Source organism: Henriciella sp. (genome assembly GCF_049649345.1).
Lineage (GTDB): Bacteria > Pseudomonadota > Alphaproteobacteria > Caulobacterales > Hyphomonadaceae > Henriciella.
The window spans coordinates 1-11,815 of the sequence record NZ_JBARZC010000008.1 but is presented as its reverse complement, the minus strand read 5'-3'; the positions used below and the strand labels follow the sequence as shown (position 1 = coordinate 11,815).

Annotated in this window: 8 protein-coding genes; 3 read left to right on the top strand and 5 right to left on the bottom strand. The window is 63.0% G+C overall.

The window, feature by feature from the left end; genetic code table 11:
* The 5 genes from WA989_RS00195 to WA989_RS00175 all read right to left on the bottom strand — a co-directional run.
* A partial coding sequence (locus WA989_RS00195) for an error-prone DNA polymerase (RefSeq protein ID WP_424338515.1) occupies positions 1 to 2,666 on the bottom strand: 2,666 nt, incomplete at its 3' end.
* A complete protein-coding gene (locus tag WA989_RS00190) occupies positions 2,663 to 4,384 on the bottom strand; it encodes a Y-family DNA polymerase (protein WP_424338514.1) in 1,722 nt (573 codons plus the stop codon). The genes WA989_RS00195 and WA989_RS00190, both read right to left, overlap by 4 nt.
* Positions 4,269 to 5,012, bottom strand: a complete 744-nt coding sequence (locus WA989_RS00185) for an ImuA family protein (RefSeq protein WP_424338513.1) — start codon at positions 5,010 to 5,012, stop codon at positions 4,269 to 4,271. The genes WA989_RS00190 and WA989_RS00185 overlap by 116 nt, the downstream gene beginning before the upstream one ends.
* A 137-nt stretch (positions 5,013 to 5,149) precedes the next feature.
* Positions 5,150 to 7,135, bottom strand: coding sequence for a hypothetical protein (locus WA989_RS00180; RefSeq protein ID WP_424338512.1), 1,986 nt, complete (start codon positions 7,133 to 7,135; stop codon positions 5,150 to 5,152).
* Positions 7,136 to 7,213: 78 nt separating this feature from the next.
* Positions 7,214 to 8,440 (bottom strand): ATP-grasp domain-containing protein, encoded by a 1,227-nt coding sequence (locus WA989_RS00175; protein WP_424338511.1) that lies wholly within the window; start codon positions 8,438 to 8,440, stop codon positions 7,214 to 7,216.
* A 493-nt stretch (positions 8,441 to 8,933) separates the two neighbouring features.
* On the opposite strand from WA989_RS00175, the gene WA989_RS00170 reads away from it, so the two are divergent.
* From WA989_RS00170 to WA989_RS00160, 3 genes are all read left to right on the top strand, one after another.
* Positions 8,934 to 9,389 (top strand): (2Fe-2S)-binding protein, encoded by a 456-nt coding sequence (locus tag WA989_RS00170; RefSeq protein ID WP_424338510.1) that lies wholly within the window; start codon positions 8,934 to 8,936, stop codon positions 9,387 to 9,389.
* Between the two features lie 11 nt (positions 9,390 to 9,400).
* Positions 9,401 to 11,620 carry a molybdopterin cofactor-binding domain-containing protein gene (locus WA989_RS00165; protein ID WP_424338509.1) on the top strand — a complete coding sequence of 740 codons (2,220 nt, stop codon included), beginning with the start codon at positions 9,401 to 9,403 and terminating at the stop codon, positions 11,618 to 11,620.
* Positions 11,617 to 11,815, top strand: a 199-nt coding sequence (locus WA989_RS00160) for a hypothetical protein (RefSeq protein WP_424338508.1), incomplete at its 3' end; no start/stop codon positions are given. The genes WA989_RS00165 and WA989_RS00160, both read left to right, overlap by 4 nt.

Below are 11,815 nucleotides of genomic sequence, written 5' to 3'. Positions count from 1 at the left end.
GCGGCAAGCTGCTCCATGGCGCGGCGCGTAATCCCGGCGCGGCGGCGAATGTCTTCGGCCTGGTCAAAGCCGCCGCAGCGCGCCTGCATCAGCGCCTCCATCTCATCCTCGCGCAGCCCATCCACCTGGCGGAAGCCAAGACGGACAGAGAGGAGCGGGGGAGGAAAAGCGGCCGCACTGCTACTGCCGAGATCATCCCCCTCACAAGCAAGCGCGCAGGCGCAGGGGCCGCCGCCTTCAGGCGGTGAACAGCCCCGAGCACAAAGCCCCGAGGGCTCCAATATATTATCCCAGTCCGACAGGTTCACATCGACGGGGCGGATCTCGACGCCATGTTCGATCGCGTCGCGGACAATCTGCGCCGGAGCATAGAATCCCATGGGCTGGCTGTTCAGGAGCGCGGCGCAGAAGACATCCGGATGGTGGCATTTCAGCCAGGAAGAGACATAGACGAGCAGCGCGAATGACGCCGCATGGCTTTCGGGAAAGCCATATTCGCCAAAGCCCTTCACCTGGTCGAAACAGCGCTGGGCAAAGGCGCGTTCATAGCCGCGTGCGACCATGCGCTCGACCATCATCTCCTGATAATTATGGATCGTCCCGACTTTCCTGAACGTCGCCATGGCGCGGCGCAGGCCATTCGCCTCATCCGGGGTAAAACAAGCCGCATCCATGGCGATCTGCATCGCCTGTTCCTGGAAGAGCGGGACGCCATTGGTCCGTTTCAGGATGATTTCCAACTCATCGGCCGGGCCATATTCAGGTGCAGGCGAGGGATAAGTCACTTTCTCGATGCCCTTGCGGCGCCGGAGATAGGGATGGACCATATCGCCCTGGATCGGGCCAGGGCGGACGATCGCGACCTCGATGACCAGATCATAGAAGACGCGCGGGCGTAGCCGCGGCAGCATGTTCATCTGCGCCCGGCTCTCGACCTGGAAGACGCCAAGGCTGTCACCTTTGCACAACATGTCATAAGTCGCCTCATCCTCGGCCGGGACGGTGGCTAGATCATAGTCGAGCCCCTTGTGGAGCTTCAGGAGGTCAAAGGCCTTGCGGATGCAGGTCAGCATGCCGAGCGCCAGCACATCCACTTTCATGATGCCCAGCGCGGCAATGTCATCCTTGTCCCATTCGATGAAGGTGCGTTCGTCCATGGCGGCATTGCCGATCGGCACGGTCTCTGTCAGGGGCCCGCGCGTCAGCACGAAGCCGCCGACATGCTGGGAGAGATGGCGCGGACAGCCGATCAGCTGGCGGGTCAGGATGATGGCGCGGCGCACAGTGGGATTGGCCGGGTCGAGGCCGGCCTGGCTGATCTGGCGGGCATCGATGTCGGAACCGAAACTGCCCCAGACCGTGCCGGCCAGCGCGGCGGCAATATCTTCAGACAGGCCCAGCGCCTTGCACACTTCGCGCACGGCTGAGCGCGGGCGGTAGGAGATGACAGTGGCGGTCAGCGCGGCCTTGTGGCGGCCATAGCGACGGTAAACATACTGGATGACTTCCTCGCGCCGCTCATGTTCGAAATCGACATCGATATCTGGCGGCTCCTTGCGCTCCTTTGACAGGAAGCGCTCGAAGAGAAGGTCTGTGATCGTCGGGTCGACGCTTGTAATGCCGAGGCAGTAACAGACCGCCGAATTGGCCGCAGAGCCGCGCCCCTGGCAGAGAATATCCTGGCGCCGGGCCCAGTCGACAATGTCATGCACGGTGATGAAGTAAGGCGCGTAATTGAGCTCGCCGATCAGGGTGAGCTCCTTGGTGATGGCCTTGCGCACCTTGTCCGGAACGCCGTCTGGATAGCGCCAGTCTGCGCCCGCCCAGGCAAGCGCCTCGATATGCTGCTGCGGCGTCTTTCCGGGCGGCACAGGCTCGTCCGGATATTCATAGGCAAGCTCATCCAGAGAGAAGCTGCAGCGCTCCATGATGTCGAGCGTACGGCGAAGGGCCGGCTCAAAGCCCCTGAACAGGCGCGCCATTTCTTCGGGCGGCTTGAGGTGGCGTTCGCCATTCGCTTCGAGGCGGAAGCCCGCCTCGCTGATTGTGCAATGCTCGCGAATGCAGGTGACGACATCCTGAAGCGGGCGGCGCTCTGGCGCATGATAGAGCACATCATTCACCGCCACGACGGGCACCCCGCCAGCGCGGATGCCAAGATCAACCAGCCGGGCAATCCTTTCCCGGTTGGTGCCTTCAAAACCATGGCGCGCGGCAAGATATAGCCGGTTACCCCAGAGCTGTTTCAGCTGTTCGAGCCGCGCCCTGAACCCCTCGTCCGGCCGGACGGGCGGCATGGCGATGAAGATCTGCCCTTCCGCATGCGCGATGATGTCATCGAGCGTGATATGGCACTCGCCCTTTTCGGCCCTGAGCTTTCCATCAGACAGCAGGCTTGAAAGCCGGCCATAGGCGGCGCGGTCCTGCGGATAGGTGATGAGCTCGAACCCATCGGTCGTGACCAGCCGTGCCCCGACGAGCAGGCGCAGCACATGCTCCTTCGCCGCGATATGCGCGCGCACCACGCCTGCCAGCGTATTACGGTCGGCCACACCAATCGCGGACAGGCCAAGGTGGGCGGCCTGGACCACAAGCTCTTCGGCATGGCTCGCGCCGCGCAGGAAAGAGAAATTCGTGGTGACGGCAAGTTCGGCGTAATCGCTCATGCGAAAAGCCCATGCACATACCAGTCAGGCGCCGTGCCGCGGCCATCATCATAAAGCCCGTCGCGGAACAGCCAGTAGCGCTGGCCCGCCTCATCCTCGACACGGTAATAGTCCCGCGCGCGGGGGAGGAGTTTGACCGGTTCGCCGGCTTCGCCCGCTTCGATGGCGCGGCGGGCCTCGGCAATGAGATCATGATCGGCGCGCTTGTCGAGCTTCGGATTGAGCCATTTGCGCGCCGCCCCTTCAGGGCTGGTGGCAGGCGGCGGCGGGGCAGTATGCGTCCACCATTCCGGGCTGATCCGTTCCGGCCCGTCGGCGCGCGAGACCCGGCGGGTCACCTTGCGCCAGATGAACTGGAGCGGCGGGCCATCGGGGACTTCAGCCAGTACTTTCACGCGTTCAGGATGAGCGAAGATGCGAACCGGGCGCGGGCCGGCCTGGGGGGAGCGCGGCCCCGGCGCAGGCATGTCGCCTTCGAAGCTGGCAGAGCGCTCGGCCCGTTCGGGAATATGGCTTTCATGGCGCTGGATGGTGCGGACAGAGCCTGCGCCAAGTTTGGCGGTGATACGGTCAGCCAGCGCCGAGAGCGCGACATCATCATGATCGCTTGCGGCCAGATCGCCAGACAGCGCCGCCGCGCTCATCTCCATCGGACCTGTGCGATAGGCTTCGAGCAGGAGAAGGTCGATCCCGAACCCCGGATCGATCCGGTCGATCTGCTCATCGAAGAGCCGCAATATGTGGCGCGGGGTGCGCACCGGACGGGCCATGCGGGCCTCGACCATGTCCTGCGTCCCGTCGGCGCGGAAGGCGTGCAGTGCAAAGCCTCGCGCGCCCTGGCCGAAGGCGGTGAGGTCCTCGCAAAGCTCGGCTGTCAGCTTTTCAAGGCCGAAGCGGATCGCCTCACGCGTGCAGATCGGCTCGGGGCACTTGAAGCGCGCCGTCTTTGCCGGCACGGGCCGTAAAGGATCAACCGGCTCATGGCGCAGGCCCAGCGCTTGATCGAGGCGCAGCAGCGTCCTGTCAGCCTCGGCGCGCGACTGGAAACGGCGGGCGAGCGCCTTGCGGTCTATGCCGTAAAGCTGGCCAATGCGTGTGAGGCCGAAGCGTTTGAGCAACAGCACCGCCTGCGCCGACAGCCTCAGCGCAGAGACAGGCAGGTCTGCAAGGCCGGCCTCTTCCTCGCCGTCTTCCAGAATGGTGCCAGGCACGGCGCGGGCAAGCGCGATCGCGGCGCCCGGTGTGCTGGCCAGGCCGGCCTGATGGGCAATCCTGTTCTCATCGAGAAGCGCGCTGATCGCGTCCAGCATCTCTCGCTCGCCGCCATGCAGATGGTCGCAGCCTGTCGTCTCAAGCAGCAGCGCATCTTCGCCGTCGAGCGCGACGAGCGGGGTAAAGCGGATCATCCAGTGGGCGAGACGGTCGAGCGCCTCCCGGTCAGCCTTGCGGTCGATGTCTTCCGAGATGAGATGCGGAGCGCGCGCCTTTGCATCGGTAAAGCCGAGGCCCGCGCGCACGCCGAGCGAGATGGCGGTCTCATTGGCCGCCGCTACGAGGAGGCCGGAGGGGCCGCTTTCGGTGAGGATAAAGGCAGGGGGCGCCTCAGCCTGTTTTCCTGAAAGCGGTTCCGATTTCCGGTCTGTCTTGCGGCGGAAGCGCGCGCGGCGCAGCCGTGTGAGGGGCCAGTCCGGAAACCACAGGGAGAGATAGCGTTTCATCATCAAGTTCCAGCTGAAAACTCTTGCCCGCCATGTGCGGCGCCTGGCGCGAGCGTTCGAGCACGGCCTGCCAGCGCGGCGCGCCCGGTGCGCGAGCGTCATAGCGGTTGGGAGAAGAGGGTGAGGGCGAAACCCGCCAGCGCGCGGCAGAGGCGCTCGCCCCTTCTCTTGTGTGCGGCATGAGCAGGATGACCGGTGTGCCGGCCCGGCCGGACGCCAGTGTCAGGCGCCGGCTCGCGGTAAAATCCATGTCCGTGAGCTCGCAGACAACAAGGCTGGCCGCGCGCGAACAGACCGCTTCCTCGGTTGCCCAGAGCGCATCTGGTGGCCGTCGCGTCTCGACATGGAGGAAGTGTTTCTGCTTGCCGCAAAGCCGTTCCAGGCCGGTTTCGAGCAGGCCGCCATGATTGAGGCCGAGCGTGCGCGCCCTGATCCAGATGACAGCGCCCCGCCCAGGCCTTGCGGCGGCAAGCGCAAAGCCTGTCAGTGCGGCAAACCCGCCAAAGTCGGCCTCACACACCTCATGCACACCGCTTGCGCCGAGCCCGAGCGGAAACGAGGCCGGGCGCCTTTCGGGCGCGCTGCCGAACCTGAAAACCGAGGCGGATGAGACTGTCTGCAAGGCCATTTGTTCATTATTTGTTCTCACGCAAAAGAGTCAATGGCCGAGAGTCTAAAAGACTGAAATGACTCGCTGATTTCCCCAGATTTGGGGAGATATGCGCTACCGAAATTGTCTGCATGCCGGAGCAAGCCCGGCCCTGATCAAACCCGGTCGCTGCCCCAGCTTTCCATAATCTGGGTCTTGATCGCATCGACTTCGTCTTGCGGCACGGTGTCGTACGCGTCCCGCCCAAGGGGATCTGCGTGGAAGATATAGAGCCGGGAGGCAAAATCGCCGATGGGGACCGAGGACTCGCCATGAAACTCGCCATACCCGCTTGTCGACACCACAATCCCATTGCCCCAGTCCTGGCCGCTATCATTATTGGGATTGAAGAAATAGACGCGCATCTCGCCCGACGGGTCCTCGGCGACGCGCATGATGGCGATGGCATGCCAGCCGACAAAACGGGCTGAGCTGTCTGTCACGGCAAGACCGGCAGGGCTTGGATGGATCAGCGGCTGATCGCCATTATAGCCGGGGTGGAAAGCGCTGTAGAAACGGCGGATGAACCCGTCCGGATCGACCAGCTTGCCGGTCGGCACGTCGACGGCGATATGGAACTCGCGCCCGACCCACCAGCCATGCATCTCCGGATTGATCCACTGGTGCGGGTCGCCGGCGCGCCCGGCGCAGTACCGGCCCATCTCCATATAGACCCTGTCGAGATGCGGGACGAGCACAGCCGAGACCGGATCAACATCGACCAGACCGCCCTGAACGAGACCTGCGGTCAGGCCACTCGAAGAGATCGTCTGCCCCTCGAACTGGATCTGGATTTCATCGTCGCGCGCGGCGTGCGCGGTCAGGTGCAACAGGACATCGGGGCTGACCTGCGACCACATGGCGATCGCGCGGGCAGCCTGGCAGGTCGGATTGTTGCCCTGTCCGACGCCGAGGGGCTGGCCGAGCACGCTGATGACACCGGCAAGCAACCGGTCTTCAGGGGCCGGACGCGGCCCGAAATTCGCCAGGAGCTGCTGGCGCGGCGCCAGGGCGAGTTTCAGGTGGAGCTGGCGCCAGAGAGCGGGCGCGACCGTCGGCAGATGAAGAATACCGCGCTCGAGGAGTTGGGAGAGCCCGTATATCGCCTGCGCCGTTTCGGCATGGATGGCACGCTCAATCAGCGCATGGACCAGCCGAGTATTGGAGACATAGCTTTCGCGCCCCGTCGATGACAGTCCAAGACAATCTGGAAGCAGATCGCGATGGGCCTCCATGAGATAGTTGATCAGGCTGGCATGATAGGCGGAGACAAGGCCGGTATCATACATCGCCCGGGCCATGCCTGCAGCCTCCTGGGCGAGCGTCTTGTCGTCGAGTGTCCTCAGACTGTCTGCATAAGCCTCAATGCCAGGATCCTCGCGGCAGACATTGGTCGGCCCGAAAAGCGCGCTGATCAACCGGTCTGCGCCCCAGCCGGACGAAGATGTCTCGCTTGAGCCTTCCCCCGACCAGACCGAGAGCTGCGCGACCATGGCCTTGATCCGGTCTGTCTGGATCGGCCTCTGGTCAAGAATACGCCAGATCTCTGCAATGACCGCGTCGAAGATACGGCCATAGCCGATCTCCTCGACGATCCGGTCAAACAGCCTGGCAATGGCCGAGGCCCAGGCCGGATTGAGACGCCGGGCGACTTCTGTATCGGCGCGGAACAGGCGCTCGAGATTATTGCCAAGCACCTGCGCCAGAAAGCTGTAGGCGTCATCGGCGGAAATGTCCGGATGGACGTACTTGCCGCTCGCAATCGCAAGAAAGCGAAGTTCGCTCAGCGTTTCCAGGACAAGCGCGCCAGCATTCGCTGATTCCAGCGTGTGACGCACCAGAACGGGTTGCAGCTGGCCGGGATTGTCCCAGTCCGTGCCGACGAAAACGCCGGCCTTGTCGATCGCCTCGATACGCGCGAGACAGGCCTCGATCCCGCCCGGCTGAAGCAGGACCCGCTCGGCCTGTTCGATCAGCGGGCCCTGGGCTCTCACCTTGAGCTTCTCACTCGTATTGGCGAGCCGCACAATCGCGCCATCCAGCCGTTTCAGCATGGCCGGGTCTGGGCTCTGTTCAGCCTGGAAGGCAGTCGTCTGGCTCACGGCAAACGCCTCTTTCGTGATTCCACTCGTCTCAAATGCTAGCCAAGCCGGGCCGAACTGACCACACGGGCAAAGCGGCTAGACGTAAAAATCGAGCTCTTCCTGTTCTTTCAACAGGTCGCGCATGGTGATCCCGTCCTCGCCGTGGAAATAGACAAGGCCCCAATGGGTTCCAAAGGCCGAGCGTTTCGACACCTTGGTCTCCATCGGCTCGCCAAGCTCATGCCAGTCGAAGTAAGGATGATTTTCCGTCTCTTTCGGGATCTCCAGCCGCGAGACCACGCGGTTACGCGGATAGACGCCGAAGCAGCCAGCATAGCCATTCGCATCCTCGACCGGGGTCGGGAAGAAGGCTTCGATCTCTTCTTCGGTCGTCTTCGGATCGAACATCATGACCATGCCCTGATAGGCGTTGAAGCCGTAGACGCGCTCCAGCAGCTCGAACACCTTGAAGCCTGGCGGACGGTAAGCGACCTCGCCGAAATACATGACATCGTCCGGCCCGATGAAATATTCCGGGTGGATGAAGCCGAACTTGATGTCGAACGTCTTGATGAGTTTCTCGATCTCCGCCTTCACTTTCTCGCGCATCGCCTCCAGTTCGGGGCTTGCCGGGACGAAGACCGAATAGCCGAGACGGACATATTCGGAGATATTCAGGAAGCGGATCTTGCCATCATGGATCCACGCTTCGGCGGCATATTCCCAGCCGTCCAGATGGCTTTCCATCAGAACCGGAAAATCGCTGTCCGGGATCTCGCTGACATCCTCGACATTGCGCACCACGCGGTGGCCCATACAACCGGCCAGATCAAAGGCCTTGATGTGGATCGGGTCGTTCTCGTCGCCTTCCTGCTTCAGCAGCGTCTGGTTCACGCGCTTCAGGAAGCGTTCGACATCGCCCCGGTCATGGGCTTCCTCGAAGATGCCGACACGGATGCCGCCAAGCTGGGCGCGGCGCTTCATCAGCGACTTGTCGCGGAACAGCATTGACTGTCCGAGAAGGCGCGGATTGTCGAGCAGGACCGCATTGACGGCGCCGGCCCATTCGACCGTCTCCTCATACAGCGGCACGGCGACATCGACGCCTTCCTCTTTCAGCAGCTGCGCGATCTCGAAGGAGTTCTCGTTCAGCCGCTCGAAATTCCACGACATGAAGGGGATATCGTTCTTGTCGGCATATTCCTTCGCCCAGCTCGGCGCGACGACGATGTAACGCCTGTCGAATTTCTCCATTGCGTCGATGGCGTTAAGGCTCCAGCCAAGAAGCGCGATATAGCCTTTGTCGGGATTGTAGTCTGTCATTGAACCTCCAGGGGGGTCATTCGATTAAGTGATTTGGGTGTGCGCCGGACTCAGCCGGGATGCCTCGCGGCTACAGTCAGAACAGTCTTAGGGGACTGGCGATCTGCAGGCGATGACTTGCCCGGGTCGTTTTTTGGAAAACACAGCTCGGCGGCACGGTCATATTGAGGCTGAACCTAGACACCTGAGGGGCGGAGTCAAACCGCGCAGCTGTAAACAGGGCGTCGCCATCAAAGCGCCCGTGAATGCAACAGCCGGCAGGAACGCCACCAGGCGGAGCGTTCCGGCCTGCTCTCGGCCATTTCCATCTGGTCGCGAGCCAGCCGCCTGATTTCCGGCGGCGGTTTTCATTTCGCGTCTCAAGAGAATTTTCCCGAATGTCTGGTCAGCCCTGTTGCAGCACACTAGAGTTAACTCCGAAGGGCAGGCTTCGTTGCGCGCAAGAGCGGGATGAAACGGAGCGCTGGAACATGGCAGGAGGAGGATCGTCCCCATGGCAGATATCAAGGTCAACGGAAAAACGGTAACAGTGGACGCGGACGAGACGACGCCGCTCCTCTGGGTATTGCGTGAACATCTGGGGCTGACCGGCACCAAATATGGCTGCGGGGTGGCCCAGTGCGGAGCCTGTACCGTCCATGTCGACGGCCAGCCGGTCCGCTCGTGCACCTATCCCGTCGGCGCGCTGTCAGGCGAAGAAGAGATCACGACGATTGAAGGCCTCTCGGAAGATGGCAGCCACCCGGTCCAGCAGGCCTGGGTCGAGCTCGACATTCCCCAGTGCGGCTACTGCCAGCCCGGCATGATCATGTCGGTCGCCGGCATGCTGAACTCGACGCCGGATGCGAGCGACGAGGATATCGACCAGCAGATCACCAATATCTGCCGGTGCGGCACGTTCGCCCGCGTGCGCAAGGGCATCCACCTTGCCAAGACGAAGAAAGCTTGAGGGGAAAGACCATGGCTGACACGATCAAACTTTCCCGCCGCAATTTCATCATCGGCACCGGGGCGACAGGCCTGACCATCGGCATTCTCGCCTCCTGCGCGCCCCCGGCCGGTGAAACGGCAGAGGTGCTGGACGACCTCGTCGACGCGAATGCAGAGCCGCCACCAGAGGTGAATGCGTGGGTCCACATCGATACGGACGACACGGTCACGATCCGGATTGCCCGGTCTGAAATGGGCCAGGGCACGCTGACAGGCCTCGCCCAGCTGGTCGCTGAAGAACTCGAATGCGACTGGGACAAGGTCACCACAGAATACCCGACCCCCGGCGAAAACCTCGCGCGCGACCGGGTCTGGAAGGATTTTGCAACAGGCGGCTCGCGCGGCATCCGCAACAGCCAGCAATATGTCCGCGAAGGCGGCGCAGCGGCGCGCATGATGCTCGTTCAGGCAGCGGCTTCGCGCTGGGGCGTCCCTGTCAGCGAGTGCAGCGTCGAAAAGGGCGTCATTTCGCATGGGCCGTCTGGCGACACGCTGACCTATGGCGCGGTCGCCGACGACGCAGCCAATATTACCCCGCCTGCAGACATCCCGCTGAAGGACCCGTCCGAATGGACGATTGCCGGCCAGCCGAAGATGCGGCTCGACACAGCCGACAAGGTCACCGGCAAGCAGCTCTACGGGTCGGACCTCAAGATGGACGGCATGGTGAACGCCGCCATCAAGCAGGCGCCGATGCGCGGCGGCACACTCGCCTCCTTCGATGCCGATGCCGTGACATCGATGCCGGGCGTGAAGAAGGTGATCCAGGTCGATGGCCAGTTTCCGGGCGTTGCTGTGGTCGCTGACTATTGGTGGCAGGCCAAGACAGCGCTCGATGCGCTTCCGATCGAGTGGACGCCGGGCGAGGGCTCTGACTTTTCAAGCGCCGCCTTCGAAGCCGACCTCGAGGAAGGCCTGACCGCAGACGAGGCCTATGTCGGCAACCAGAAAGGCGACGTCGATGCCGCCTTCGAGAATGCCGCCCAAATCGTCGAGGCGCAATATGGCGTGCCGCTTCAGAACCATGCCTGTATGGAGCCGATGACGGCGACGGCGGTCTGGACCGAGGACAAATGCGAAGTCTGGTGCCCGACGCAGAACGGCGAGGCTGCGCTTGCGGCCACTGCGGAAGCTGCAGGCCTGCCGATCGAACAGTGCGATGTCTACAAACAGCTTCTCGGTGGCGGGTTCGGCCGGCGCGGCATGAGCGATTATGTCAGCCAGGTGGTCCAGATTGCCAAGGAAATGCCGGGCACGCCCGTCAAGCTTAGCTGGTCGCGCGAAGAAGACATGCAGCACGGCTTCCACCATCCGATCACCAAGGCGCGCTGCGAGGGCGCGCTCGATGCGGATGGAAACCTCACCGGCATCAAGATCCGCATATCCGGACAGTCCATTCTCGCAGGCCTGATGCCGCAGGCGCTGTCAGACGGCGCGGACATGTTCGCCTTTCAGGGCCTTCTGCCCTCGGGCGTCGACGAACGTGCCGAAGACCAGACGCTGAAATACACTTTCCCGGCGCTCAAATTCGACCACGCCATGCGCAACCCGCCCGTGCGGCCCGGCTTCTGGCGCGGGGTGAATGCCAACCCGAACGCCATCTATCTTGAATGCTTCATGGACGAGCTCGCTCATGCGGCGGGCCGGGATCCGCTGGAGTTTCGTCTCGACTATATGGGCGACAGCCCCGAAATAGCGGCTGTGCTGCAGGCCGTGGCCGACAAGTCCGGCTGGGGCAATGAGGATGGCAAATCGCGCGGGCTTTGCGCCTTCTATTCCTTTGGCAGCTACACAGCCGCCTGTGCGGAAGTCACCGTCAGCGATGAAGGCGACCTCAAGATCCACCGCATCGTCGCGGCAACAGACCCCGGCTTTGCGGTCAACCCGCAGCAGATCGACGCGCAGATTGCAGGCTCCTTCGTCTATGGCCTTTCAGGCGCGCTGTACCAGGAAATCACCTTCGAGAATGGCGAGACCCAGCAGCGCAATTTTGACACGTACGACTCCATGCGCATCGCCCAGATGCCGGAGGTCGAGACGATCGTCATGCCGTCTGGCGGCTTCTGGGGCGGGGTTGGCGAGCCGACCATCGCCGTGGCAGCGCCTGCCGTCCTTAACGCAATCTACGCGGCAACCGGCAAGCGCATCCGTCAGATGCCGGTGAAGGATCAGTCGCTGAGGGATGCATGATGATGCGGGCGGCGCGGCAGGCTGTTGCCGGCCTCGCTGCCGGCCTACTTCTCTGCGCCTGCTCACCAGTCGGCGCCCCTGATGAGACCGGCGATAGCGACGCCGCCGCTCCGGTTGACCTCAGCCAGGCCGCGGCCCTCGCCCTATCCTGCACAGGCTGTCATTCAGTCGTCGGCGAAGGCATCGCCTCGCTTG

Coding starts and splice junctions, on each gene's coding strand:
- WA989_RS00190 (WP_424338514.1), bottom strand. CDS start 4,384: ATGAAACGCTATCTCTCCCTGTGGTTTCCGGACTGGCCCCTCACACGG.
- WA989_RS00185 (WP_424338513.1), bottom strand. CDS start 5,012: ATGGCCTTGCAGACAGTCTCATCCGCCTCGGTTTTCAGGTTCGGCAGC.
- WA989_RS00175 (WP_424338511.1), bottom strand. CDS start 8,440: ATGACAGACTACAATCCCGACAAAGGCTATATCGCGCTTCTTGGCTGG.
- WA989_RS00170 (WP_424338510.1), top strand. CDS start 8,934: ATGGCAGATATCAAGGTCAACGGAAAAACGGTAACAGTGGACGCGGAC.
- WA989_RS00165 (WP_424338509.1), top strand. CDS start 9,401: ATGGCTGACACGATCAAACTTTCCCGCCGCAATTTCATCATCGGCACC.